This window comes from Pseudomonas sp. NPDC090752 (assembly GCF_055584805.1).
On the sequence record NZ_JBVJLI010000004.1, the window covers coordinates 48,358 to 73,784 of the forward strand.

Genomic DNA, 25,427 nt, shown 5'->3' on the forward strand with positions numbered 1-25,427 from the left:
CCTGCTTTGCTTTGCTTTGCTTTGCTTTGCTTTGCTTTGCTTTGCTTTGCTTTGCTTTGCTTTGCTTTGCTTTGCTTTGCTTTGCTTTGCTTTGCTTTGCTTTTGATCTTGCTCCTAAGCGCGCGAAAGTCCAGACAACGCAGAATGCGACTTCAGGAGGCCGAGCGCAGGTCTTGCGGAGGGAGGTGACGGGCAGGAGCCCGTCAAGCGCTTCGGCCCATGGATGGGCCGTGAGCGCGGTCCTCCCGGGAGCAAGGCCGGAGCGAGGGAACCCCGGAGCGTAGCGTAGGGGCCGGATGATAGGAGCCAGCCTTTTTTGGTTACTTTTTGGGGCGTCTGCCAAAAAGTGACCCGCCGTAAGGGCGGAAAGGTGATTCAGCGTCGCCTTGGCAAACGGATATGTTCCCTTCCATCAGAGCCCTCGCATGAGCGTTTGGCTTTTGGCTTTTGGCTTTTGGCTTTTGGCTTTTGGCTTTTGGCTTTTGGCTTTTGGCTTTTGGCTTTGCGAGCATATCCATTGGCGATGGAGGCGCTGATTCACCTTTCCGCCCTTACGGCGGGTTACTTTGGTCTTGGCCAAAGTAACCAAAGCCGCCCGCTCCCATCATCCGGCCCCTACGCTACGCTCCGGGGTTCCCTCACTCCGGCCTTGCTCCCGGGAGGACCGCGCTCACGGCCCATCCATGGGCCGAAGCGCTTGACGGGCTCCTGCCCGTCACCTCCCTCCGCAAGACCTCCGTTCGGCCTCCTGAAGTCGCAACTTGTGTCGTCTGATCTATTGCGCGCTTAGAAGCAAAGCAAGAGCCAGAGCCAGAGCCAGAGCCAGAGCTGGTAACTATCGCGGCTTCAGGTCCAACCTGCGCAAATGACAGGTCACTTCCTCACGGTCGTGATACAGCTGCTTGCAGGCAATCGACACCTTGACCTTGCGCGCCTTGAACGTCTCTTCCATCCGGTCCAGTAGCCGCCGCACCTCGGCATAGCGCTGCTTCATCGGCAGCTTCAAGTTGACCACGGCCTCACGGCACAACCCCTCACCCAGCCAGGTCTCGATCAGCGCAGTAGAACGCGCCGGTTTCTCGACGATATCGCAGACCATCCAGTCCACCGGCTGCTTCGGCTGCCAGGTAAAACCGTCCGCCATCAGGTGCTGGACCAGGCCAGTGTCCATCAAGCTCTCGGCCATCGGCCCGTTGTCGATGGCCGTCACCAGCATGCCGCGGCGCACCAGCTGGTAGGTCCAACCGCCCGGCGAAGCCCCGAGGTCGACACCGGTCATGTCATCACCCAGGCGCTGCTCCCACTGTTCGCGTGGAATGAACTGGTGCCAGGCCTCTTCAAGCTTCAAGGTCGAGCGGCTCGGTGCCTCGCGTGGGAATTTCAGCCGTGGGATGCCCATCGGCCACAGCGCGCTGTTGTTCGCCTCGGCAACGCCAAGGAATACCCGACGGCCACTGATGAAGGTCAGCAGCAGGCGCGGCAGGCTGGCGTTGTCGACAAGACGCCCAGCCTTTTCCAGCGCCTTGCGCAGCGGCACCTCGAATTTGCGGCAGAAGGTCGAAAGCTCCTTGCCGTCATTGCTGTCGAGCACTTCCAGCCACAGGCTGCCGAACACCGGCAGCGCGGCCAGGTGCTCCAGCAGCACGCTGATGCGGTCGGTTTCCGGCAATTCGATATAGCTGCCGCGTGCCCACTGACGCGGAAAGATCATTTGCGCGAAGCGCAACTGCGCCATCAACTGTTCCGCACCCTCGCTGTCGGCACAGACAAACTCGGCGCAGGCGCTCTGCGGCTTGCCTTTGGCATAGCCGGCAACGCCCAGGTGGGCCGCGTGTTCGCTGATCTCGGCGCAGACCTCGCCCTCGAAACCGGGCCGGCAATGCATGAACAGGGTATTCATCTCTCACTCCACTACGGCTGGCGCGCTACGGGCGCCGGCAGGGCGGCGATGATAAAGGAAGTTCGGAACCTGCGACACGCCCCGCCGGTCCAGAAAAGAGTCAGGGGTGCCAAACAGGGCTAACCTGACCCTTCAGCCAGGTCCGTGCCGTGCGGGCCGAAACAGAGCGGTGGCACCGGCCTCACCCGCGAATGCCGGGCCCCGCTGCACAAGGAGTTGGCAATGCCCTCGCTCGATAGCCTGAACACCCTCAAGACCCTCAAGGTGGCTGACCGCACCTACCATTACTTCAGCCTTACCGAAGCCGCCGCCGAGCTCGGCGACCTGCAGCGCCTGCCCATGTCGCTCAAGGTGCTGCTGGAGAACCTGCTGCGTTGGGAGGACGGCGAAACCGTCACCGCTGACGACCTGCGCGCCCTCGCCGGCTGGCTGCAGGAACGCCGTTCCGATCGTGAGATCCAGTACCGCCCGGCGCGGGTGCTGATGCAGGATTTCACCGGCGTGCCGGCGGTAGTCGATCTTGCTGCCATGCGCGCGGCCATGGCCAAGGCCGGTGGCGATCCGCAGCGGATCAACCCCCTGTCGCCGGTAGACCTGGTGATCGACCACTCGGTGATGGTCGACCGCTACGCCACACCACAGGCGTTCGGCGAAAACGTCGACATCGAGATGCAGCGCAACGGTGAACGCTACGCCTTCCTACGCTGGGGCCAGAGCGCCTTCGACAACTTCCGTGTGGTCCCACCGGGCACCGGCATCTGCCACCAGGTCAACCTGGAGTACCTCGGCCGCACCGTCTGGACCCGTGAGGCCGACGGGCGCACCTACGCCTTCCCCGACACCCTGGTCGGCACCGACTCGCACACCACCATGATCAACGGCCTGGGCGTGCTCGGCTGGGGCGTCGGCGGCATCGAGGCGGAGGCGGCCATGCTCGGCCAGCCGGTGTCGATGCTGATCCCGGAAGTGATCGGCTTCAAGCTGACCGGCAAGCTGCGCGAAGGCATCACTGCCACCGACCTGGTGCTGACCGTCACGCAAATGCTGCGCAAGAAAGGCGTGGTCGGCAAATTCGTCGAGTTCTATGGCGATGGCCTGGCCGACCTGCCCCTTGCCGACCGCGCCACCATCGCCAACATGGCCCCGGAGTATGGCGCCACCTGTGGCTTCTTCCCAGTCGATGAAGTCACCCTCGACTACCTGCGCCTGTCAGGCCGACCGCCACAGACCGTGCAACTGGTCGAACAGTACTGCAAGGCCCAGGGCCTGTGGCGCCTGCCAGGGCAGGAACCGCTGTTCAGTGATGCCCTCGCCCTCGACATGGGTGACGTCGAGGCCAGCCTCGCCGGCCCCAAGCGGCCCCAGGACCGGGTCGCGCTGGATCAGGTCAACCAGGCTTTCAATCACTTCGTCGAACAGCAGCCCAAGGTGCTGGCCAAGGAAGTCGGCCGCCTGGAAAGCGAAGGCGGCGGTGGCGTGGCGGTGGGCAATGCCGACCAGGCCGGCGAAATCGACTACAGCCATGAGGGCCAAACCCACACCCTGCGCCATGGCGCCGTAGTGATCGCTGCAATCACCTCCTGCACCAACACCTCCAACCCCAGCGTAATGATGGCGGCCGGGTTGGTGGCGAAAAAGGCCCTGGAAAAGGGGCTGCAGCGCAAGCCTTGGGTCAAGAGCTCGCTGGCGCCAGGCTCCAAGGTGGTCACCGACTATTACAACGCGGCCGGGCTCACCCCCTACCTCGACCAGCTTGGCTTCGACCTGGTCGGCTATGGCTGCACCACCTGCATCGGCAACTCTGGCCCGCTGGACGAGGCTATCGAAAAAGCCATCGGCAGCGCCGACCTGACGGTAGCCTCGGTGCTTTCCGGTAACCGTAACTTCGAAGGCCGCGTGCACCCACTGGTCAAGACCAACTGGCTAGCCTCGCCACCATTGGTGGTGGCCTACGCCCTGGCCGGCAGCGTACGCGTGGACCTGACTCGAGACGCACTGGGGACTGGCAACGACGGCCAACCGGTATACCTGCGCGACATCTGGCCCACCCAGCAGGAAATTGCCGACGCCGTGGCCAAGGTCGACACGGCGATGTTCCACAAGGAGTATGCCGAAGTGTTCGCCGGCGACGCCCAGTGGCAGGCGATCGAAGTGCCGCAGGCGGCCACTTATGTGTGGCAGGACGATTCCACCTATATCCAGCACCCCCCCTTCTTCGACGACATCGGCGGGCCGTTGCCCGTTATCGAAGACATCCAGGGTGCACGCGTCCTCGCACTGCTTGGCGATTCGGTGACCACCGACCACATCTCCCCGGCCGGCAACATCAAGGCTGACAGCCCGGCGGGCCGTTACCTGCGCGACAAAGGTGTAGAGCCGCGCGACTTCAACTCCTACGGGTCCCGGCGTGGCAACCACGAGGTGATGATGCGCGGCACCTTCGCCAACATCCGCATCCGCAATGAAATGCTCGGTGGCGAAGAAGGTGGCAACACGCGCTACGTGCCAACGGGCGAGAAGCTGTCGATCTACGACGCTGCCATGCGTTACCAGGCCGACGGCACCCCCCTGGTTGTAATCGCCGGCCAGGAGTACGGCACCGGCTCCAGCCGCGACTGGGCAGCCAAAGGCACCAACCTGCTGGGAGTCAAGGCCGTACTGGCGGAGAGTTTCGAGCGCATCCACCGCTCCAATCTGGTGGGCATGGGTGTACTGCCACTGCAGTTCAAGGCCGGGCAAGACCGCAAGCAACTGGGGCTGACGGGCAACGAGCGGATCGACGTGTTGGGGCTGGCAGGCGTACCGCTGAAACCCGGTATGAGCCTGCCCCTGCGCATCACCCGTGAAGATGGCCAACAGCTAGACATCGAAGTGCTGTGCCGAATCGATACGCTCAACGAAGTGGAGTACTTCAAGGCAGGCGGGATTCTGCATTATGTACTGCGGCAGTTGATTGCCAGCTGACTTCAGGTAACCGAGGGGGGCCATACGCCCCTCGACTTACTTAAATATTCATTCAACAAAAACGCTGACTTGCCGATAAAGGTCGAAAGCCTTGCGGATTACTCAGCCATGCGTAACAACCAGCCGATCACTCAACGGGAACGGACTTTCCCAGCCCAACAACGGTTGATCTCGACCACCAACGCCAAAGGCGTGATCACCTATTGCAACGATGCATTTGTGGAGATCAGCGGATTCGCGCGCGAGGAGCTGATCGGCGCGGCGCACAACCTGGTACGCCATCCTGATGTGCCTGCGGCGGTCTTTGCCCATATGTGGCAGACCCTCAAGCAAGGCCAGCCGTGGATGGGCATCGTCAAGAACCGCTGCAAGTCGGGCGACCACTATTGGGTCAACGCCTACGTCACGCCGATCTTCGACAACAACCAGGTCACCGGCTTCGAATCGGTGCGGGTCAAGCCCACCGCCGAGCAGATTCGCCGCGCCGAAGCCCTGTACCAACGCATCAACCAGGGCAAGACCGCCATCCCGCGCCGCGACCGGTGGCTGCCGGTGCTGCAGGACTGGCTGCCCTTTATCCTGGTCAGCCAGGTCGGCTTCCTGATCGGTAACTGGCTCGGCCATTCCTGGGGCTTCGCCCTGGCTGCCGGCCTGTCGGTGCCGCTCGGCCTGCTTGGCCTGGGCTGGCAGCAACGTGGCCTGAAGCGCCTGCTGCGCCTGGCCGAACAGACCACCTCCGACCCGCTGATCGCGCAGATGTACACCGACAGCCGCGGCGTGCAGGCGCGCCTGGAAATGGCCATGCTCAGCCAGGATGCCCGCATGAAGACGTGCCTGACCCGCCTGCAGGACAGCGCCGAGCACCTCAGCGAGCAAGCACGTCAGTCCGATGCACTGGCCCACAAGAGCTCTTCAGGCCTGGAGCGCCAACGGGTCGAGACCGAACAGGTCGCTGCCGCCGTCAACCAGATGGCCGCCACCACCCAGGAAGTGGCCAACCACGTGCAGCGCACCGCCGATGCCACCCAGGAAGCCAATCGCCTGACCAGCCAGGGCCGCCAGATCGCCGGGGAAACCCGTGACGCGATTGCGCGCCTGTCGACGGCGGTGGGCGAAACCGGCGCAACCGTGACGCAGTTGGCCAAGGACAGCGACGAGATCGGTGGCGTGGTCGATGTGATCAAGGGCATCGCCGACCAGACCAACCTGCTGGCGCTGAACGCCGCCATCGAAGCGGCCCGCGCTGGCGAGATGGGCCGCGGCTTTGCCGTAGTTGCCGATGAAGTCCGCCAACTGGCCCAGCGCACCGCCGAGTCCACCGGGCAGATCCACGGCCTGATCGCCAAGCTGCAACAAACCGCCAACAACGCCGTGCTGACCATGGAAACCGGCCATCGCCAGGCCCAGGAAGGGGTCGAGCGCGTGATGCAGGCGGATCAGGCGCTGGTCGGGATCAGCGAGGCGGTGGCCAATATCACCGACATGGCGACCCAAATCGCCGCCGCTACCGAAGAACAGACCGCCGTTGCCGACGAGATCAGCCGCAACATCAGCACCATTGCCACGCTGGCAGACGAGACCGCCGAACAGGCGCAGCACTCGGCGCTGCTCAGCGAAGAACTGACCACCACAGCCGGTGGCCAGTATTCGCTGGTGGAGCGGTTCAACCGGTGATGAAGGGGGCGCCTCGCGCGCCCTACCACTCCAGCGTCAAGCGGCTCTCGAAGTACCGTTCCTCGCCCGTCAACGGATCGGCAAAGCGCAAACTGTGCGCCAGCAGCTTCAGCGGCTGCTGGTAATCATCTTCTACCTGACGCAACTGCGGATAGAACGGGTCATTACAGATCCCCGCCCCCAGCGCTGCCATGTGTACCCGCAACTGATGGGTCTTGCCGGTGACCGGCGATAGTCCATAACGCCACACCTCGCCATTGCGCTCCAATACCTCGGCCAGGGTTTCGCTGTTGTCCTCCCCTTCTACCTCATGCATGCGAAAAAACGGCTCGCCATGCACCAGGCGGCTTTTGTGCACCAACGGGAAATCACGTTGCGGCAAGGCGGCAGCGATCGCCTGATAGCGCTTGTCGATGCGACGCTCAGGGAATAGCCGCTGGTAGGCGCTGCGGGTCTGCGGGTTGGCAGAAAACAGCACCAGCCCTGCGGTATGCCGGTCGATGCGGTGCAGCGGCACCAGGTGCGGGTTGTCCAGGCGACGGATGAGCCGCCGCAGCAAGGTGTGCTCGACGTACTCGCCCGTTGGCGTCACCGGCAAAAAATGCGGTTTGTCCGCCACCACCAGATGCTCATCCACATGCAGGAGGGTTTCCTCCGCCAGGATCGGCCGTTCGTTGGGCACTTCACGAAAATAATGCAGGCGCATGCCACGGCGGTAAGGCAGGTCGGCGGCGACTGCCTGGCCTTGCGCATCGAGTACCCGGCCGCGGGCAAAGCGGCCCAGCCATTGCTCACGCCCGATCGCCTTGAAATGGTCGCACAGGCAATCGAGCACCGTTGCCCAGTTGCCAGGTGGCAGGCAAACCGTGCTGGCTTGCTGACGGGCGGGGTCGAAAGGCGTGGTCATGGCGAGGCTCGGCGCAGGCAGGGCCGCGTATTATCCCCCAAGCCCGCCCGCTCAACCAGCCTGCACCGCACCCTCGCTACGCGCCTTCAACCAGCGCAACACCTGCACCGGCTCCCAGCGGCCGGGATCGTACAGTGCGTAGAGCAAACCCTGGTAACCCACCACATCCAGCCCACGGTGGTAACCGGCGCGCTGGAACAAGGCTTCGATCTCGGCGAAGCAGGTATTGAAATGGACCTTGCCGAACGGCGTGCGGTCATCGGTGACCAGGCCTTCGAGGCGCAGTTCCAGCACGGCGTCACACACCCGCTCGACCGGCATGCGGTTGACGCTGTACTTGAGTTGCTCGACATTGAGCATGGGCTTACCTCGATACTGTATTTATATACAGCATACGAAGATGACCACCCTTCCGTCAATTCGGGGCCAGGAAGGTGACTACCTGCTCAGTATCGAATGGCCAATACAATTCGGCCGAAGAGTCGCAGCGCCGCAGCACCGGAATGATCAGGCCATAGCACTCGAACAGCGCTATATCGTCGGCGATATCGACCAGTTCGACCAGCAAACCTTGGTCGACAAACGGCATCAGCACGGCTTCGGCCACTTCGCACAAGTGGCACCCAACGGTGCCGAAGAGTTGGCATTCAGGCAGCATGGGGCGGGACTCGGTTTGGCGTGGATGAGAAGCCTATTCTAGGTCGCTACCGCCCCCTGTGCACCTGACCTCGCTCAATCCTGGCTGGTAGCGCCGATGCGGTGGATCGACAAGTCAGCGCCCTGGAACTCCTGTTCGTGGCTCAAGCGCAGGCCATTCACCGCCCGGATCGCGCCGTACACGGCAAAACCACCGAACAGCGCGACGATCACCCCGGCCAGGCTGCCGATCAACTGGCTGACCAGGCTGACCCCACCCAAGCCCCCCAGAGCCGCCTGACCAAAGATGCCGCAGGCAATCCCGCCCCACACGCCACAGAGCCCGTGCAGTGGCCAGACACCCAGCACATCATCGACCTTCCAGCGGTTCTGCGCAGCGGTAAAGCTCCAGACGAACAGCACCCCGGCCACCAGGCCGGTAGCCAGCGCGCCAATAGGGTGCATCAAGTCGGAACCGGCACAAATCGCCACCAATCCTGCCAGTGGCCCGTTGTGCAGAAAGCCAGGGTCGTTGCGCCCGGCCAGCAATGCAGCCAGGGTGCCACCGACCATGGCCATCAGGGAGTTGATCGCCACCAGGCCGCTGACGCCCTGCAAGGTCTGCGCGCTCATGACGTTGAAGCCGAACCAGCCGATGATGAGGATCCACGACCCCAACGCCAGGAAGGGAATGCTCGACGGCGCGAACGCCACCAATCGACCGTCCCGGTAACGTCCGCGCCGCGCGCCCAGCAGCAGCACCGCCGTCAGCGCCAGCCAGCCGCCCATGGCGTGCACCACCACCGAGCCGGCAAAGTCATGGAACGGCGCGCCGAAGCGGGTATTCAACCAGTCCTGAACGCCGAAGTTGCCATTCCACACCACGCCCTCGAAGAAGGGGTAGATGAACGCCACGATCAACGCCGTGGCGCACAACTGGGGCGCGAACCGTGCGCGCTCGGCAATGCCGCCGGAAATGATCGCCGGGATTGCCGCGGCGAACGTCAACAGGAAGAAGCACTTGACCAGCGCATAGCCATGGTCGGCGGCAAGCTCTGACGCCGGATGCAGAAAGCTAACACCGTAAGCGATCCAGTAACCGATGAAGAAGTACACCAGGGCGGAAATGGCGAAATCGCTGAGGATCTTCGACAAGGCGTTCACCTGGTTCTTGTGGCGCACGGTACCCACTTCGAGAAACGCGAAGCCGGCGTGCATTGCCAGCACCAGAATGGCGCCCATGAGGATGAACAGGGTGTTGGAACCGTGGACCAGAGAGTCCATCGCGCTGTGCATGTTTTCCATGAAAAAGGCAGACCTGCTGAAAAAGGCACCAGGACAGTTCAAGAACCTGCATCCCTGCACCGAATCGGTGCCAACCTACTGCCCCGTTGCGGCCAACCGGGCGAAGCCTGCATGGTTTTTTCTTGGGTTTGTCGTGGATTGGGTTAAGGTTTATCGGTATCCGCCGGGGTCGGCGCCCTGCATCGGCGCACCGCTCCGGTCTACGCCCCGCGTTGTGGCAATCTTCATTAGCAAGGCCCATACCAGCGAGCGCAGTGAACCTTCCGCGCGGTGGACAACTCGATATGCCTACACACCTACACAGGGAGAGCACCATGGCCAGCAAATCGGCAAAGACTGCACAAGAGATACTGATGGCTGACTTCCAGGCCTTGGTCCGTGACACCGAGAAACTCCTGGCCGACACCGCCAACCTGGCGGGCGATCAGGCCGATGATCTGCGTGAGCAGATCCACGACCGCCTGACCCAGGCTCGGGAAACCTTGCAACTCACTCAGGATTCGGTGCGTGAGCGCGGCCAGGCGGCCCTTGGCAGTGCCGAGGAGTACGTTCAGCAGAACCCCTGGCAAGCCGTGGGTATCGCCGCTGGCGTCGGCCTGCTGATCGGCCTTTTGGCCAACCGGCGCTGAGGAGCCCCCATGGAAAATGACGCCATGGGCACAGGCGCCTCGGGCAGGCGCCTGGGCGCCGCCGTGCTGGGGCTGCTGCACAGCCACATCGAACTGTTCGGTATCGAACTGCAGGAGCAGAAAGGTCGAACGCTGAGCCTGTTGTTGTTCGCAGGCCTGGCATTGGTGTTTGCGCTATTGCTACTGACAGCGTTGTCAGGGCTGCTGCTGGTGCTGCTGTGGGATAGCTATCGTCTGGCCGGCATCATCGGACTGTGTGTGTTCTACGGGATAGCCGCACTCTACTGTGGGCTACGACTCAAGGCCGCCGTGTTCGATGAGTCGTCACCGTTCGGCGCCACCCTCGAAGAACTTGCCAAGGACCGGGAGCGCCTGTTGCCATGAGCCTGCCTGAACTGCCGAATACCCGTAACCCCAGGGAGTTACGCAAAGCCCTGCTGCGCCTGCGCATGGAGATGCACCGCCAGCAGATCCGCGTCGAATCGGGGCAGATGCTCGAACCCCTGCACCGCCTGCGCGGCGTTGGCGGCTCGCTGCAGGATGGCCTGGGGATCAAGCACGCACCGCTGTGGGGGATTGGCGCGGTGGTGGCGCTAGGTTTTCTGACCGGCAAAGGTGTGCGCAGCGGTAACCTGTCGCGCCTGGTACGCCTGGGCAGCAGCCTGCTGCCGCTGGTGAAGCTGTACCTGCAGGGCGGGCGACGCTCCTAGGTGCACTGACCCGGAATGAGGCGGTGCGGTTTGCCCCTTGCACAGCGCTCGCCAACGCGTGAAGCTACGTCCTTCGATCGACAGGAGACCGCGCCTTGGACTGGCACACCCTGCTCACCCGCGAGCGCCTGGGCAAAGCCCTGTACAGCCCCGAGGAACTGGGGCGAAGCCCCTTCCACAAGGATCACGACCGGATCATCTTCTCAGGCGCGTTCCGGCGCCTGGGGCGCAAGACCCAGGTCCACCCGGTCTCCAGCAACGATCATATCCACACGCGCCTGACCCACTCACTCGAAGTCAGTTGCGTCGGCCGTTCACTGGGCATGCGCGTTGGCGAAACACTGCGCGACAGTTTGCCCGACTGGTGCGAGCCCAGTGACCTGGGCATGGTCGTGCAATCCGCCTGCCTTGCCCACGACATCGGCAATCCGCCGTTCGGCCACTCCGGCGAAGACGCAATCCGCCACTGGTTCCAACAAGCTGCAGGGCGCGGCTGGCTAGATGACATGAGTGACGACGAGCGCGCCGACTTCCTCAACTTCGAAGGTAACGCCCAAGGTTTTCGCGTGCTCACCCAGCTTGAGTATCACCAGTTCGACGGTGGTACGCGGCTGACCTACGCCACCCTGGGTACTTACCTGAAGTACCCCTGGACCGCCCGGCATGCCGATGCCCTGGGTTACAAGAAGCACAAGTTCGGCTGCTACCAGAGTGAACTGCCGCTGCTTGAGCAGATCGCCCACAAGCTCGGCCTGCCATTGCTGGAGCAGCAACGTTGGGCTCGTCACCCCCTTGTCTACTTGATGGAAGCCGCCGATGACATCTGCTACGGGCTGATCGACCTGGAGGACGGCCTGGAGATGGAGTTGCTGGACTACGCCGAAGTTGAGGCGTTGCTGCTTGACCTGGTTGGCGATGACCTGCCCGAAACCTATCGCCAGCTCGGCCCTTCAGACTCCCGCCGGCGCAAGCTGGCCATATTGCGCGGCAAGGCCATCGAGCATCTGACCAATGCCGCCGCCCAGGCCTTCGTCGAGCAGCAAACGTCTCTGCTCGCCGGACAGTTGAGTGGCGACCTTGTCGAGCACATGCACGGCCCGGCCAAGCGCTGCGTGCTACAGGCCAAGGACATGGCACGCAACAAGATTTTTCAGGACAAGCGCAAGACGCTACACGAAATCGGCGCCTACACCACCTTGGAGATTCTCCTCAATACCTTCTGCGCGGCTGCACTGGAGCAACATGGTGGGCGCACGCCTTCATTCAAAAGCCGCCGCGTGCTCGACCTGATCGGCAATAACGCGCCTCATCCACAGGATTCGCTGCACAAAGCCTTCTTGCGCATGATCGACTTTATCGCCGGGATGACCGACAGCTACGCCAGCGAGATGGCCCGCGAGATGACCGGGCGCTCCAGCCCCACCTGACCTTCAGCGATGGGGCTTGCAGCTTGGGCGGGCAACATCGCTTCTTGAAAGATATTTCCTACAAGGCCGAAACATATTTAAACACCCCCAACCAGAACAAATAAAAAGTTACCAAAACTCTATTGACTCAGGGTTAAGAAATTACATTTCGTAGCCCTTGGTGCCTTCCATTGTAAGCCATTTCCCATATACGTTTAATCGCCACTCCTCATACCCCGAACCGAGTGCAACTGAGTTAAGGTGCTTCCTGCCTCGTCATCCGCCGCAGGGAAGTTGAACATGCATTCCGTATTTATTGTCGATGATCACCCGGTCATCCGCCTGGCTGTCCGTATGCTGCTTGAAAACCAGAACTATAAAGTCGTCGGCGAATCGGACAATGGCGTGGACGCCATGCAGATGATCCGGGAAACCCTTCCCGACCTCGTGATTCTCGATATCAGCATTCCCAAACTGGATGGCCTGGAAGTCCTCGCACGCCTGCAAGCCATGTCCCTGCCACTGAAGGTACTGATCCTTACCGCGCAGTCGCCTGCGCTGTTCGCCGTGCGCTGTATGCATTCAGGCGCCGCAGGTTACGTGTGCAAACAAGAGGACCTCAGCGAGCTGCTCAGCGCGATCAAGGCCGTTCTGGCCGGATACAATTACTTCCCTAGCCAAGCTATTCATAACGGTCTTGAAAACGCAGACACCGATCTGAACCTTTTCCGCCAGGTCAATGATCGCGAGTTGATGGTATTGCAACTTTTTGCCCAGGGGCGCAGCAACAAGGAAATTGCCAAAGGTATGTTCCTGAGCAACAAGACCGTCAGTACCTATAAAAAACGCCTGATGCAAAAGCTTCGAGTCGAAACGCTGGTCGATCTTATCGAAATGGCCAAACGCAACGCGTTGGTGTGAGGCTTGCCCATGGCACGACTCATTGTTAGCCTGGCCCTCGTGCTGGTTTTAACCAGCTTCGGCATTCAAGCGTCCGAACCTGAAGCCATACCCTATACCCTACTGGCGCGCTCATCCACGCCACCCCTGCATCCGCAACTTTCCGTGCCTCAACGGCACTGGCTGCAAGACCGCAAGCAGCTGACCCTGGGCACGTCTGCACCGGACTATCCCCCTTTCGATATCACCAGTGGCGGGCGCGACTACCAAGGTATCACCGCTGAGTATGCCAACCTGATAGGTAAATCCCTGCAACTGCCGGTGAGGGTGCTTCGCTACTCCAACCGGCAAGCCGCGGTGCAGGCGCTCAAGCGGGGTGAGATCGACCTGCTCGGCAGCGCCAACGGCTATGAAGCCTCAACGGAGGGCCTGGCGCTCTCGCACCCCTACACGGTCGATCAGCCGGTGCTGGTGACCCGTGAGGATGAAAGCCGCGCGCTGAATCAGGGCCTGAAAGGTATGCGCCTGGGCATGTTGTACCACTACCTGCCCACCCAGGAGGTTAGCCGTGAGTATCCCAATGCCGAATTGCTGGCCTTCGGTTCCTCCACCCAAGCCCTGAACGCCGTGGCATTCGGCCAGGCCGATGTGTTCATCGGTGATACCATTTCGACTCACTACCAGCTCAATCGCGGCCACCTGCCGCGCCTACGAATGGCCAGCTTCGGCAAGCATGAAACCGTCGGATTCAGCTTTGCCATGCGCGCGCACGACATTAATCTAAGAACACTGGTCAACGCCACCCTCGATCAACAGCCTGCCGCCGTGCGCACCAGCATTTTCAAACGCTGGAGCGCAGGCGGCGACTTGCTGCTGACGGACCGCAAACTGCAACTGACCCCTGCGGAAGAGGCGTGGTTGAGCAGCCACCCTATCATGCAGGTAGCCGTAGACGAGACCGCCGCACCGCTCTCTTACTTCGATGCCAATGACCATTACCGCGGAATAACCGCCGACCTACTGGAGCTGATCCGCCTGCGCACCGGCCTGCGCTTCGAGGTACAGCGAGCCAACGGCATCGCCGAGATGATCACCCGGTTGGAGGGCGGCCGTGTCAACATGATCGCGGCATTGGCGGTCGACGAAATGAACGACGAGCGCCTGCACATCAGCCGCCCCTACCTCGAAAGCGCGAACGTGCTGGTGACCCGCAGCGAAAACGCGCAGTACACCTCGCTGGACAAGCTACGTGGCCGACGCATTGCCATTACCCGCTACAGTGCCATAGCAAAAATGCTGGCAACCCATTATCCGCAGACAGGGTGGATCGAAACCGAAAGCCCCTACTACTCCATGGCCCTGTTGAGCAGCGGTGCGGTGGACGCGGTGATCACCACGCTGATTGATGCCAGCCACGCACTGGCCGGCAATACCAATCTGGTCATTCGCAGCACGATCGGCAGTGAACCTGCCCGCTTCGCCATGGCCACGACCGAACAGGCGACAGAGCTGGCCTCGATTCTCGACAAGGCACTGCTGAGTATCTCCCCGGAAGAAATGGGGGCGATCAACAATCGCTGGCGGGACTTCAACACTCATGATGACGGCAGTTGGCAGGGCTTTCGGCGGCTGGTCCTGCAGGTGTTGCTGGGGACCGGCCTGCTTTTGCTGCTGGCGCTGTTGTGGAACGCTCGCCTGCGGCGCCAGATCAAGCAACGCCAGCACGCCGAGCGCGCATTGAACGACCAGCTGGAATTCATGGGTGCACTGCTCAATGGTACGCCGCACCCAATGTACGTGCGCGACCGCGAGGGGTGCCTGCAAAGCTGTAATGACAGCTACCTGGAAGCGGTTCAAGCAAATCTTGACGAAGTGCTCGGCAAACGCCTGGAAGAAAGCTTGTTCTGCACTGACGAGCACACCCGCCAGATCCACGCCGACTACCTGCAGGTAATGGCCGCTGGCACTCCGCTGATCATTGATCGCCCGCTGCGGCTCAAGGCACGCGAGATCACCATCTATCACTGGATCCTGCCGTACCGTGACTCATTGGGTGAAGTCCAGGGAATCATCGGTGGCTGGATCGACATCAGCGAGCGCCGCAAGCTGGTCCAGGAGCTGCGCGAGGCCAAACAACTTGCCGACGATGCCAACCGTGCCAAAAGCACCTTTCTGGCGACCATCAGCCACGAAATCCGCACCCCGATGAATGCCGTGATCGGCATGCTGGAACTGGCGGTCAAACGCGCCAACCAGGGGCAGATTGACTGCACCTCGCTGCAGGTCGCGCACCACTCGGCCAAAGACCTGCTAGGCCTGATCGGTGACATCCTGGACATCGTGCGCATCGAATCCGGCCACCTCTCCCTCGCACCTGAGCCGGTAGAGCTGGCAGCGCTGGTTGAATCAGTCGGTCGCGTGTTCGATGGCCAAGCGCGGCAGAAAGGTCTGACGCTAGAGGTCATCATTGCCCCAAATACTCGCTGTCACGCACTCCTCGACCCGCTGCGCTTCAAGCAGATCCTGTCTAATTTGATCAGTAATGCCATCAAGTTCACCGAAAACGGCTACGTACGCATCAGCCTCGGCCTGAGTGACCCGAGCACAGACGCGCCGACCTCACTGGAACTTGAAGTGCGTGACAGCGGCATCGGCATCCACGACGATGACTTGCAACGCCTGTTCAACCCCTTCGTACAGGTCAACCCGCACAGCCAGGGCGCACGCGCGGGCACGGGATTGGGCCTGGCGATCTGCCGCAACCTGTGTGAAATGATGGGGGGCAACCTCAGCATCAAAAGCCTGCCGGATTTTGGCACCCAAGTCCGCCTGGTAGTGCCGCTGCACCGCGTCGGCACACAGCCGCCGCCTGTGCTGGAGGAAGATGACATCGAAGTACCCGACCCACGGCTGAACGTACTGGTGATAGACGATCACCCTGCCAACCTGTTGTTGATGGCGCAACAACTGGCCTACCTAGGACTGCGTCACACCAGCGCCAGCGACGGCCGCGAAGGCCTGGAAAAATGGCGTGACGGCGCTTTCGACGTGATTGTCCTCGACTGCAACATGCCACACATGAATGGTTACCAGCTCGCCTCCGCAATACGTGCCGAAGAACGCCAGCGCCAGCGCGCTCGCTGCATCATCCTGGGTTATACCGCCAATGCACAGCCCGAAGTCAGGCAAAAGTGCTTGAGTGTCGGCATGGACGACTGCCTGCTCAAACCCATCAGCCTGCGAACGCTCAGCTTGCGCTTGGCCGGTATTGCACCACAACAGAAACCGGACAACGCCAGCACGGGGTTCGACCTCAAAGGGTTGCACGGTATTGTTGGCGACAACCCCGAAGACCATCAGCGCTTTTTGAGTACCGTGCACCTGAGCCTGCAACACGACCTGGCGGAGCTCATGCGTCTGGATCCCATCAACGAAGCGGCAGCGATCAGCGAACAGGCACACAAAATCCTGAGCGCGGCGCGGATGCTGGAAGCACGGAACATGAAGGCGGCCTGTGCGGCCCTGGGGGAAAACAGCTTGCCCATATCTCAGTTGAAGCTGCGCAGGCAGATATTGGCGCGGCATATGCGCCGCGTGGAGAAGGGCCTGGCAAAGGAGCTGGCCAAAGCTCGATGAAGCGGCGCCCCTTCGGGCGACCGCTTCACACACGCATCAGGTAGCCGAGTTGATCGGCTTTTCCGGATACCAGGCGTCCAGCAGTGGGCTGACTTCGATCGAGGTCAGCTCGCTACGGCCCTTGAGCCAGGCTTCTACAGCGGCGCGCTGCTCTTCTGTGACCGAGCCACGCTCGGCCTTGCAGACCAGACCGAAATCATCGCCGCCGACGTAGTCCAGGCCGTTGGCATCCATGGCTTCTGCCAGGAAGGCGTCGAGGAAGGCATCGATGGCTTCGTCAGACAGGTCTTCCTTGAAACCCAGGTTCAGTTCGAAACCCAGCTCCTGGAATTCATCGACGCACAGCTTCTTGCGCAGACGACGGGAACGGTTGGTAGCCATGAAACAATCCTCTTGAGTAATAACGCGCGGCACTTTACCAGTTTCCGCGCCGCAACGGCGCTTTTCCGTCGAACGTGGCGCATGAACGCTGCGCTTGGGGCATAATGCCCACTATATTTCGTCGTGGGGTCATCATTTCTTACAGCCCCAATATCTTTTCCCCTCGCCCGCAGGGTATTTATCTCAGATGATCAAAGCGCTCCGTCCCCTCGTTCTCGCCGGCCTGCTGTTGCCGATCGCACTGCCCAGCCAAGCCGCCGCCGTCAACACCACCCTGCCACCGAAGGTGCAGCAGGCACTGAAAGCCAACAAATTGCAGGACAGCGCGCTGTCGCTGGTGATGCTGCCACTCAACGGCCCCGGCACCGCGACCGTGTTCAACGCCGATGTGTCGGTCAACCCAGCATCGACCATGAAGCTGGTCACCACCTATGCGGCCCTCGAACTGCTCGGCCCGACCTTCCAGTGGAAAACCGAGTTCTACACCGACGGCACTCTGAGCAATGGCGTGCTCAACGGCAATCTGTACCTCAAGGGTGGCGGTGACCCGAAGCTGAACATGGAAAAGCTCTGGTTGCTGATGCGTGACCTGCGCGCCAACGGTGTGCGCACCATCACCGGCGACCTGGTGCTGGACCGCAGCCACTTCGTACAGCCTAACCTGCCGCAGTTCAACGACGATGGCGGCGACGTCAACAAGCCTTTCTTGGTCAAGCCCGACTCTTTACTGGTCAATCTCAAAGCCCTGCGCTTCGTCGCCCGCAACGATGGCGGCAAGGTGACCATCGCAGTCGAGCCACCGATCGCCAGCATCCGCATCGACAACCAGGTCAAGGCCTTGGCGTCCAAGCAGTGCAGCGGCGACGTGCGTTACAACCCGGTGCCCCAGCCCGACGGCATCAGCGTGGTGGTCAGCGGCCAGCTGGGCGATGGCTGTAATTCGCAAACCTACTTGTCGCTGCTCGACCACCCGACTTACGCGGCGGGTGCCGTGCGCGCAATCTGGAACGAGCTGGGCGGCAGCATCCAGGGGCGTGACCGCATCGAAAACGTGCCCAAGGGGGCTCGCCTGCTGGCCCGCGCCTTCTCGCCCGACCTGGTGGAAGTGATCCGCGACATCAACAAATACAGTAACAACACCATGGCTCAGCAGCTGTTCCTGAGCCTTGGCGCGCAGTTCCGCACCGATGCCGATGGCGACGATGCCCGTGCGGCCCAGCGCGTGGTGCGCCAATGGCTGGCGAAAAAAGGCATCACCGCGCCGCACCTGGTAATGGAAAACGGTTCGGGCCTTTCTCGTGCCGAACGGGTCAGCACCCGCGAGATGGCAGCGCTGCTGCAGGCCGCCTGGAACAGCCCTTACGCAGCAGAATTCATCAGTTCCATGCCGCTGGTGGGTATGGACGGCACCATGCGCAAGCGTCTCAAGCGCACGGCCATGACCGGTGAAGGGCACATCAAGACCGGCACCCTGAACACCGTACGCGCCATCGCGGGCTTCAGCCGTGACAGCAACGGCAATACCTGGGCGGTGTCGGCGATTCTGAATGATCCGAAACCGTGGGGGGCTTCGCAGGTGCTGGACCAGGTTTTGCTGGACCTCTATCGCCAGCCAAAGCTGAGCAACAGCTCGACTGCTGCGACTCAGTAACACTGAGCTAGCCTGTACCGGCCCTTTGGCGGGCGGCCCGCGACGTCGGACCGCTCGCCAAAGGGCCGGTACTGGCAAGATTTAGCTCAACTCCGGCTCAACCCGGTCCCTGCCCGCCTGCTTGGCCGCATACACCCCGGCATCCGCACGCAGCAGCAACGCATCCGCCCCTTCCCCCGGCCGCCACCCTGCCACACCAAAACTCGCGGTTACCTTGCCCACGCCCTCGACCGGCACATTGCGCACGCCCTGCCACAACTCCATGGCCAAAAGCCTCGCCTGTTCGGCGTTGCTGCCCGGGCACAGCACCATGAACTCTTCGCCACCCAGCCGGCAGAACACATCAGTGCGCCGCAAGCGCTGGCCAATACGCTGGCAAAGGCTGCGCAGCACGTGGTCACCCACCGCGTGGCCATACTGGTCGTTGATCCGTTTGAAGTGGTCGATATCGAGCATGATCACCGCGAGATCCTGATCGTCACGCTGGGCGCGGTCCAATTCGACCTTGAGTCGCTCCTGAAAGTAGCGACGGTTATGGATGCCAGTGAGTGCATCGGTCACCGACAGCGTGCGCAAGTCTTCTTCGACGCCCTTGAGGTCTGAAATGTCGGTGAGATAGCCATGCCACAGGGTGCAGCCGTCTTCGCCGACCTCCGGCGTCGCCTCCCCGCGCACCCAGCGCAAGCCTGCCTGGGGCAGGCACACGCGGTACTCTTCGCGCCAGGGTGACAGGTGTTCGGCCGAATACCGCACGGAGCGTCGCACACGTTCAAGGTCGTCGGGGTGGATGCGCTCGAACACCGCCGAGGCATCTTCGCGCAGCAACTGCAAGTCGACCTCGTAGATATCGAACAGCCCCTGGCTGGCATACGGAAAACTCGAGTGACCATCAGGGTTCAGGCGATACTGGTAAATGCCGCCCGGCACCTCGGCACTGAGCTTTTCCAGCAGCCGGTCGCGCATCGCCAGCGCCTCATGCACCCGTCGTCGCTCGGTGACATCGATGCAGATCGCCAGGTAGCCGACCCACAACCCCTGCTCGTCGAGCACCGCAGTCACCAGCATGTTGGCCAGCAGCTGGCTGCCATCCTTGCGCACCAGGGTCCACTCGCCAGGCTCGGCGCCGCCCTCTTGTACGGTTTCGGCAAACATCGCCTGGCCACCGGCAATGTGCCGGCCGTAGCGCAGGCTCAAGGCATGGGCACGCAGACTGAGCTCATCGGGCAAGACCAGATCCTCAAGCTGCAGATGCCCGATCGCCTCGCCAGCCGAATAGCCCAGCAAGCGTTCGGCACCGGCATTGAATGTGCTGACTACCCCTTTGAGGCTGGTGGCGATGATGGCGACCTGGGTGGCAGCATCGAGCACACTGCGCAGCTGGTTATGGGTTTCGCGCAGCGACTGCTCGCTGACCCGCAGTTCGGCGGTGCGCTGCTCAACCAAGGTCAGCGCCCGCTGCCGTTGGCTGAACAGGTTATACAACAAGGCGCTGAGCAGCAGGCTCAACAGCCCGCCGAGCATGCCAACAGCCAGTGCCGCGGAAGACCGGTTGGCCTGCATGAACACTTCGCTTGGGCGAATATCCAACTGAAAGTGATGGTCGGCCAGGTGCAGCAACTGCGTGCTGACCAAGGCCAAGGGGGCAGCCGGGTTCTGCGAGTCGAACAGGACTTCCTGACCATCGCGCCCGCTGGGGTCGATAATACGCACCACCAGGTTGTCCTCGGCCGTGGCCGGTAAACCGTCGGTGATCAGCTGACGCAGATTGAGCAGCGCCATTACATAGCCTGCTGGTGGGCCATCGGCCTGGGCATCGGAAAACACCGGCGCCACCATCAGCAGCCCGCGTGCGTACTCCGGCACCACATTGATCATGTCCAGCGGCGCGGACACCGCCATGCTGCCAGGCAACAAGGCACGCAGCAGGGTCTGCTCACGGGTTTCCTGGCCGCGCAGGTCCAGCCCGTAGGGTTGCTCCTGCTGATGGGTGGCCTGGGTGTAAAGCACCGGGAAGTAATGATCACGCTGTGGCGCCGGCTGCCAGTGGCCTTGGTTGTCCAGATCGCGGATTGCATAGGCCCGCCTCAGCGCAGCACTGGCCTGACGCTCGAAGTCGCGCCGCTGCACATCGTCGACCCGCGGCGCCCAGGAGTAAGCCTGGGTTCGGCGCAACAAGGGACGCGCGTAGCCGTCGAATTCGCGTGGAGTAATCTCGTTGGAGAAACTGAAGAAGCGCCGTAAACCGTCGAGGCGTTGCTCCTGATCGTCAAAACGTTCGGCGATACGGCTATGGCGCTCGCTGGCCAGCAGCTCGAAGCGCTGGCGCAACTGCTGCTTGTAGAACGCCTGAGTGGCCAACGCCAAGGCAACCGACAGCAAGCCGCCGGCTACCAGCACCACCAACGCCAACGCCCAGGCAGCCATCGCTTCGCTGCACAGGCCCAGCACCTTCGCACGCACGCCATACTTCGACATAGATAGATCTCATCACGTCAGCGTCCTGCGAACATTCTGGCCCTGTGCTGAGTTATAGCTATTGGCCATTAGCGATGCAACGCTACTCGTCTCATTTAGCGCAATTGCAGACGCCAGGCGCGATGGATGCGATTGTTTCGAGCGAAATCCGGGTCGAGGGTCTGCGCGCTGATTTCCTCCACCGCATACCGCGCCGCCAGATGCTCATCGAGCTGGAACTTGCGGAAGTTGTTGGAGAAGTACAGCACGCCACCCGGCGCCAGCCGCGCCATGGCCAGGTCGAGCAACTGCACATGGTCACGCTGCACGTCAAACACCCCTTCCATGCGCTTGGAGTTGGAAAAGGTCGGTGGGTCGATGAAGATCAGGTCATAGCTGTCGCGGTTGGCTTCCAACCAGGCCATGACATCGCCTTGCTCCAGGCGGTTGCGCTCGGAGAAGCCGTTCAGCGACAGGTTACGGCGCGCCCAGTCCAGGTAAGTCTTGGACAGATCGACGCTGGTCGTGCTGCGTGCACCGCCCTTGGCGGCGTGCACACTCGCTGTGGCGGTATAGCAGAACAGGTTGAGGAAGCGCTTGCCGGCCGCCTCCCGCTGAATGCGCATGCGCATTGGGCGGTGGTCGAGGAACAGGCCGGTGTCCAGGTAGTCGGTAAGGTTGACCAGCAGTTTGACGCCGCCTTCATTGACCTCCTGGAAGCGCCCTTCGGTAGCCTGGCGTTCATACTGTCGGGTGCCGCTCTGCCGCTCGCGGCGCTTGAGCACCACGCGCTGCGGGTCTATGCCCAGCGCCTGGGGAATCGCCGACAAGGCGTCGAGCAGGCGAGCCTGGGCCTTTTCCGGGTCGATCGAGCGCGGCGCGGCATATTCCTGCACGTGCACCCAATCCTCATAGAGATCGACCGCCAGAGCATACTCGGGCATGTCGGCATCGTAGAGGCGGTAGCAGCTAACCTGCTCCTTGCGCGCCCACTTGCCCAGTTGCTTGAGGTTTTTCTGCAGGCGGTTGGCGAACATCTGCGCGCCTTCGGACAGGCGGGCCGGTTCGTTGGTTACCGGAGCCTGCCGACGCGTGTCGTTGCTCTCAGCCTGGGCATCGCGTCGCTCGCCGGTCACGAACTGGTCAGGCTGCACCTTGAACAGCAGCAACTTGCACGGCAGCGCGCCGTTCCAGAACGCGTACTGTTTATGGCTGCGTATGCCCATTTTCTTGCCAAGCTCTGGCGCGCCGGTGAACACGGCCGCCTCCCAGCCCATGCACGCCTGGCGCAAGCGTTCGCCAAGGTTCTGGTAGAGGTATAGCAAGCTGGCTTCGTCACCCAGGCGCTCGCCATACGGCGGGTTGCTGATGACCAGGCCTTTCTGGTTCTGGTCTGGACGCGGCTCGAAACTGGCGACCTCGCCCTGGTAGATCTTGATCCAGTCGCCCAGACCTGCCCGCTCGACGTTGTTGCGCCCCGGCTGGATCAACCGCGGGTCGGCCTCGTAGCCACGAATCCACAGCGGTGGCTTGGCCAGGCCAGCCTGGGCCCGAGCCTGGGCCTCATCATGGACTTTGCGCCAGGTGGCCGGCACATGGCCCAGCCAGGCGCTGAACCCCCAGCGCTCGCGCTTGAGGTTCGGCGCCATGTCGGCGGCGATCATCGCCGCTTCGACCAGGAACGTACCCACACCGCACATCGGGTCGGCCAGAGCGCCGCCCTCGGCGGCGATGCGTGGCCAACCGGCGCGAATCAGCACCGCGGCTGCCAGGTTTTCCTTGAGCGGCGCGGCACCTTGCTGCAGGCGGTAGCCGCGCTGGTGCAGGCTGTGGCCGGAAAGATCGAGCGAGAGGATCGCCTCGCCACGGTCCAGGCGCAGGTGCACGCGCACGTCCGGGTCGATCTTCTCCACCGACGGGCGCAGGCCCTCGCGGTTGCGCAGCTTGTCGACGATGGCGTCCTTGACCTTGAGTGCACCGAAGTGGGTGTTGTCGATGCCCGAGCCATGGCCACTGAACTCCACGGCCAGGGTGCCGTCGGCCGCCAGGTGATCGGCCCAGTCGACGGCGTTCACACCGTCGTAAAGGTCGTCGGCATTCTTCATGTTGAAGCGTTTGAGCACCAGCAGCACGCGGTTGGCCAGGCGCGACCAGAGGCACAGGCGGTAGGCGGTTTCCATGTCGGCTTCGCCGCGAATGGCCGAGGTGTGCTCACGCACTTCGTCAAGGCCAAGGCCCTTGGCCTCTTCGGCAAGCAGGCCTTCCAGGCCTTTGGGGCAGGTGAGATAGAGTTCGAAACGGTCCGACATGAGTATTCCAGAGCCTTGGGCTATTTGAGTGACGAGGCGACGCATCGCCCCGCCGATGTTTGCCCGAACGCCCTTCCAGCAAGCGTCCGAGTGGCCTCGCCCACACGCACAGTGTGCAGCGGACGGACCAGGCCGCCTGATCGATCTGCTCTCGCCAGTGGCAGAGACAGCTTAGATCATCAGGCAGTACGAATAATTTCTGCCGACTATGGGATCGATGTGACCCTTCGTCGCATTACCAATTATTTCTGTCACCCCGCCGCAACGCTGGCGAAATGACGTCAATCTTCAGCAAACCCCGACCACAGGGGGCTAAACGCTAAACAAGGTTGAGTCGCATTTATTTACTTATCCCCTCACCCACGGAAAGGTTACCTGCTTATGACAAATCGATCATTCACACCGTGACTCGCATTCGTTAGAACTGGTCTCAGGCCGCTTCGCAACGAGGCGGCACTTTCAGCCCGCCACGCCGGCAGCGGGCGCACACCGGCAGAACGACTCTGCCCGGCCTCGGAGAGGCCGACGGGACATTACAGTCAACAAGTGAGGGCAACACCCTATGAGAAGACTTAAGCGTGATCCGTTGGAAAGAGCATATTCACGTGGCTACCAATACGGGGTCACCGGCAAATCCCGCGAACTTTGCCCTTTCAATCTTCCTTCTGTTCGCCAAGCCTGGATCAACGGCTGGCGCGAAGGTCGCGGAGATAACTGGGACGGAATGACTGGCACCGCTGGTATCCATAGACTCAACGAAAATCACGCCGTTGGCTGATCGAGGACACTGAATTCGATTTACCATGCACGCCCCATCCGGGCGGCGGGCGAAGGCCCAGGGGCCCCTTGATGGGGCCCTTTTTTATGCCCGCGGCATTGCCGCGATGGCATCCACCGCTTCACGGATCAGCGCCGGCCCTTTGTAGATGAAGCCTGAGTAGATTTGCACCAGGCTCGCCCCCGCGGCGATCTTCTCGGCGGCATGCCGGCCTTCGGTAATACCACCCGCCGCGATGATCGGTAGTTTGCCACCCAGCTCGCCCGACAGCACCTTGACGATATGGGTGCTTTTCTGCAGCACAGGCGCACCCGACAGGCCACCCGCCTCACCCCCATGTGGGAGATTTTCGACGCCTTCACGGCCCATGGTGGTGTTGGTGGCAATGACCGCATCCATGCCCGATTCCATCAGCGCTGCTGCCACCAGCGCGGTTTCTTCGTCGCTCATGTCCGGTGCGATCTTGATTGCCAACGGCACGCGCTTGCCATGTTCGCCGGCCAGCTGTTCGCGACGCTCGGCCAGGGCATCGAGCAGTTGCTTGAGCGAGTCGCCGAATTGCAGGCTGCGCAAACCCGGGGTATTGGGCGAGCTGATGTTGACGGTGATGTAGCTGGCCTCGGTGTAAACCTTGTTCAGGCAGATCAGGTAGTCGTCGACCGCGCGCTCGACCGGGGTGTCGAAGTTCTTGCCGATATTGATACCCAGCACGCCCTCATGGCGCGAAGCCCGCACACGCTCCAGCAGATGATCGACGCCCAGGTTGTTGAACCCCATGCGGTTGATGATCGCCGTCGCCTCTGGCAGACGGAACAACCGCGGCTTCGGGTTGCCCGGCTGAGGGCGCGGGGTCACGGTACCGATTTCGACAAAGCCGAAACCCAGCTGGGCAAAGCCGTCGATGGCCGCACCATTCTTGTCCAGGCCGGCAGCCAGGCCCACCGGGTTGGCGAAGTTCAATCCCATCACACTCACCGGCAGCGCCGCCGGCTGCTTGCACAGCACGCCGTTGAGCCCAAGGCGGCCACCGGCACCGATCAGGTCCAGGGACAGGTCATGGGAAGTTTCCGGAGAAAGCTTGAACAGCAGCTGGCGGGCCAGGGTATACATGGGCGGGCAAGGCTCAGGGGTAAGTGAGGCTGCGATTATAGCCAGCGCGCGCCCAGCATGACAGCGCCTTGGCACAT

The 25,427-nt window shown here is 62.0% G+C and carries 19 protein-coding genes; 10 read left to right on the forward strand and 9 right to left on the reverse strand.

The window, feature by feature from the left end:
- Nucleotides 1-835: 835 nt before the first annotated feature.
- Nucleotides 836-1,900, reverse strand: coding sequence for a 23S rRNA (cytidine(2498)-2'-O)-methyltransferase RlmM (rlmM, locus tag ACZ6YA_RS07470; protein WP_465896495.1), 1,065 nt, complete (start codon nt 1,898-1,900; stop codon nt 836-838).
- Nucleotides 1,901-2,122: 222 nt separating this feature from the next.
- On the opposite strand from rlmM, the gene acnA reads away from it, so the two are divergent.
- On the forward strand, nt 2,123-4,864 hold the full coding sequence (acnA, locus tag ACZ6YA_RS07475) for an aconitate hydratase AcnA (protein ID WP_465896496.1): 2,742 nt from the start codon (nt 2,123-2,125) through the stop codon (nt 4,862-4,864).
- A 108-nt stretch (nt 4,865-4,972) separates the two neighbouring features.
- Nucleotides 4,973-6,538, forward strand: coding sequence for a methyl-accepting chemotaxis protein (locus ACZ6YA_RS07480; protein ID WP_465896497.1), 1,566 nt, complete (start codon nt 4,973-4,975; stop codon nt 6,536-6,538).
- A 22-nt stretch (nt 6,539-6,560) separates the two neighbouring features.
- Here ACZ6YA_RS07480 and ACZ6YA_RS07485 read toward each other — a convergent pair whose 3' ends face one another.
- The 4 genes from ACZ6YA_RS07485 to ACZ6YA_RS07500 all read right to left on the reverse strand — a co-directional run bounded on the left by ACZ6YA_RS07485 (nt 6,561) and on the right by ACZ6YA_RS07500 (nt 9,386).
- The gene (locus ACZ6YA_RS07485; protein WP_465896498.1) at nt 6,561-7,445 is read right to left on the reverse strand and encodes a pseudouridine synthase; all 885 of its coding nucleotides are present in this window, start codon (nt 7,443-7,445) and stop codon (nt 6,561-6,563) included.
- Nucleotides 7,446-7,496: 51 nt separating this feature from the next.
- The gene (locus ACZ6YA_RS07490; RefSeq protein ID WP_465896499.1) at nt 7,497-7,805 is read right to left on the reverse strand and encodes a transcriptional regulator; all 309 of its coding nucleotides are present in this window, start codon (nt 7,803-7,805) and stop codon (nt 7,497-7,499) included.
- Between the two features lie 55 nt (nt 7,806-7,860).
- On the reverse strand, nt 7,861-8,103 hold the full coding sequence (locus ACZ6YA_RS07495; protein ID WP_465896500.1) for a glutaredoxin family protein: 243 nt from the start codon (nt 8,101-8,103) through the stop codon (nt 7,861-7,863).
- Between the two features lie 74 nt (nt 8,104-8,177).
- Nucleotides 8,178-9,386 carry an ammonium transporter gene (locus ACZ6YA_RS07500; RefSeq protein WP_465896501.1) on the reverse strand — a complete coding sequence of 403 codons (1,209 nt, stop codon included), beginning with the start codon at nt 9,384-9,386 and terminating at the stop codon, nt 8,178-8,180.
- Between the two features lie 314 nt (nt 9,387-9,700).
- Between ACZ6YA_RS07500 and ACZ6YA_RS07505 the strand changes: the two genes are divergently transcribed.
- The 6 genes from ACZ6YA_RS07505 to ACZ6YA_RS07530 all read left to right on the forward strand — a co-directional run bounded on the left by ACZ6YA_RS07505 (nt 9,701) and on the right by ACZ6YA_RS07530 (nt 16,667).
- Entirely contained in the window at nt 9,701-10,015 is a 315-nt protein-coding gene (locus tag ACZ6YA_RS07505) for an ElaB/YgaM/YqjD family protein (RefSeq protein ID WP_465896502.1), read from the forward strand.
- Nucleotides 10,016-10,024: 9 nt separating this feature from the next.
- Nucleotides 10,025-10,399: a phage holin family protein gene (locus ACZ6YA_RS07510; protein ID WP_403132846.1), complete on the forward strand. Its 375-nt coding sequence runs from the start codon at nt 10,025-10,027 to the stop codon at nt 10,397-10,399.
- Nucleotides 10,396-10,725: a hypothetical protein gene (locus ACZ6YA_RS07515; protein WP_465896503.1), complete on the forward strand. Its 330-nt coding sequence runs from the start codon at nt 10,396-10,398 to the stop codon at nt 10,723-10,725. Before ACZ6YA_RS07510 ends, ACZ6YA_RS07515 begins: the two co-directional genes overlap by 4 nt.
- Before the next feature lie 95 nt (nt 10,726-10,820).
- On the forward strand, nt 10,821-12,152 hold the full coding sequence (locus ACZ6YA_RS07520; RefSeq protein WP_465896504.1) for a deoxyguanosinetriphosphate triphosphohydrolase: 1,332 nt from the start codon (nt 10,821-10,823) through the stop codon (nt 12,150-12,152).
- Between the two features lie 279 nt (nt 12,153-12,431).
- On the forward strand, nt 12,432-13,052 hold the full coding sequence (locus ACZ6YA_RS07525) for a response regulator (RefSeq protein ID WP_465896505.1): 621 nt from the start codon (nt 12,432-12,434) through the stop codon (nt 13,050-13,052).
- 9 nt (nt 13,053-13,061) lie between these two features.
- The gene (locus ACZ6YA_RS07530) at nt 13,062-16,667 is read left to right on the forward strand and encodes a transporter substrate-binding domain-containing protein (RefSeq protein WP_465896506.1); all 3,606 of its coding nucleotides are present in this window, start codon (nt 13,062-13,064) and stop codon (nt 16,665-16,667) included.
- Between the two features lie 36 nt (nt 16,668-16,703).
- Here ACZ6YA_RS07530 and ACZ6YA_RS07535 read toward each other — a convergent pair whose 3' ends face one another.
- On the reverse strand, nt 16,704-17,048 hold the full coding sequence (locus ACZ6YA_RS07535) for a YggL family protein (RefSeq protein WP_465896507.1): 345 nt from the start codon (nt 17,046-17,048) through the stop codon (nt 16,704-16,706).
- 187 nt (nt 17,049-17,235) lie between these two features.
- On the opposite strand from ACZ6YA_RS07535, the gene dacB reads away from it, so the two are divergent.
- Nucleotides 17,236-18,699 carry a D-alanyl-D-alanine carboxypeptidase/D-alanyl-D-alanine endopeptidase gene (dacB, locus tag ACZ6YA_RS07540; RefSeq protein WP_465896508.1) on the forward strand — a complete coding sequence of 488 codons (1,464 nt, stop codon included), beginning with the start codon at nt 17,236-17,238 and terminating at the stop codon, nt 18,697-18,699.
- A gap of 81 nt (nt 18,700-18,780) precedes the next feature.
- Here the strand turns inward: dacB and ACZ6YA_RS07545 are convergent, their stop codons facing one another.
- The gene (locus tag ACZ6YA_RS07545) at nt 18,781-21,174 is read right to left on the reverse strand and encodes a sensor domain-containing diguanylate cyclase (RefSeq protein WP_465896509.1); all 2,394 of its coding nucleotides are present in this window, start codon (nt 21,172-21,174) and stop codon (nt 18,781-18,783) included.
- 95 nt (nt 21,175-21,269) lie between these two features.
- Nucleotides 21,270-23,462, reverse strand: a complete 2,193-nt coding sequence (rlmKL, locus tag ACZ6YA_RS07550) for a bifunctional 23S rRNA (guanine(2069)-N(7))-methyltransferase RlmK/23S rRNA (guanine(2445)-N(2))-methyltransferase RlmL (protein ID WP_465896510.1) — start codon at nt 23,460-23,462, stop codon at nt 21,270-21,272.
- Nucleotides 23,463-24,024: 562 nt separating this feature from the next.
- On the opposite strand from rlmKL, the gene rmf reads away from it, so the two are divergent.
- Nucleotides 24,025-24,240 (forward strand): ribosome modulation factor, encoded by a 216-nt coding sequence (gene rmf / locus ACZ6YA_RS07555; RefSeq protein WP_003248687.1) that lies wholly within the window; start codon nt 24,025-24,027, stop codon nt 24,238-24,240.
- 84 nt (nt 24,241-24,324) lie between these two features.
- Here the strand turns inward: rmf and ACZ6YA_RS07560 are convergent, their stop codons facing one another.
- Entirely contained in the window at nt 24,325-25,350 is a 1,026-nt protein-coding gene (locus ACZ6YA_RS07560) for a quinone-dependent dihydroorotate dehydrogenase (protein WP_465896511.1), read from the reverse strand.
- Nucleotides 25,351-25,427 lie beyond the last annotated feature (77 nt).

Bases quoted from the DNA above. Each gene is read 5' to 3' on its own strand.
- rlmM (WP_465896495.1), bottom strand. From the start codon at position 1,900: ATGAATACCCTGTTCATGCATTGCCGGCCCGGTTTCGAGGGCGAGGTC.
- ACZ6YA_RS07560 (WP_465896511.1), bottom strand. From the start codon at position 25,350: ATGTATACCCTGGCCCGCCAGCTGCTGTTCAAGCTTTCTCCGGAAACT.
- ACZ6YA_RS07545 (WP_465896509.1), bottom strand. From the start codon at position 21,174: ATGTCGAAGTATGGCGTGCGTGCGAAGGTGCTGGGCCTGTGCAGCGAA.
- dacB (WP_465896508.1), top strand. From the start codon at position 17,236: ATGATCAAAGCGCTCCGTCCCCTCGTTCTCGCCGGCCTGCTGTTGCCG.
- ACZ6YA_RS07515 (WP_465896503.1), top strand. From the start codon at position 10,396: ATGAGCCTGCCTGAACTGCCGAATACCCGTAACCCCAGGGAGTTACGC.
- ACZ6YA_RS07505 (WP_465896502.1), top strand. From the start codon at position 9,701: ATGGCCAGCAAATCGGCAAAGACTGCACAAGAGATACTGATGGCTGAC.
- ACZ6YA_RS07495 (WP_465896500.1), bottom strand. From the start codon at position 8,103: ATGCTGCCTGAATGCCAACTCTTCGGCACCGTTGGGTGCCACTTGTGC.
- ACZ6YA_RS07530 (WP_465896506.1), top strand. From the start codon at position 13,062: ATGGCACGACTCATTGTTAGCCTGGCCCTCGTGCTGGTTTTAACCAGC.
- acnA (WP_465896496.1), top strand. From the start codon at position 2,123: ATGCCCTCGCTCGATAGCCTGAACACCCTCAAGACCCTCAAGGTGGCT.
- ACZ6YA_RS07490 (WP_465896499.1), bottom strand. From the start codon at position 7,805: ATGCTCAATGTCGAGCAACTCAAGTACAGCGTCAACCGCATGCCGGTC.
- ACZ6YA_RS07510 (WP_403132846.1), top strand. From the start codon at position 10,025: ATGGAAAATGACGCCATGGGCACAGGCGCCTCGGGCAGGCGCCTGGGC.
- ACZ6YA_RS07500 (WP_465896501.1), bottom strand. From the start codon at position 9,386: ATGGAAAACATGCACAGCGCGATGGACTCTCTGGTCCACGGTTCCAAC.
- ACZ6YA_RS07480 (WP_465896497.1), top strand. From the start codon at position 4,973: ATGCGTAACAACCAGCCGATCACTCAACGGGAACGGACTTTCCCAGCC.
- rmf (WP_003248687.1), top strand. From the start codon at position 24,025: ATGAGAAGACTTAAGCGTGATCCGTTGGAAAGAGCATATTCACGTGGC.
- ACZ6YA_RS07485 (WP_465896498.1), bottom strand. From the start codon at position 7,445: ATGACCACGCCTTTCGACCCCGCCCGTCAGCAAGCCAGCACGGTTTGC.
- ACZ6YA_RS07525 (WP_465896505.1), top strand. From the start codon at position 12,432: ATGCATTCCGTATTTATTGTCGATGATCACCCGGTCATCCGCCTGGCT.
- ACZ6YA_RS07535 (WP_465896507.1), bottom strand. From the start codon at position 17,048: ATGGCTACCAACCGTTCCCGTCGTCTGCGCAAGAAGCTGTGCGTCGAT.
- rlmKL (WP_465896510.1), bottom strand. From the start codon at position 23,462: ATGTCGGACCGTTTCGAACTCTATCTCACCTGCCCCAAAGGCCTGGAA.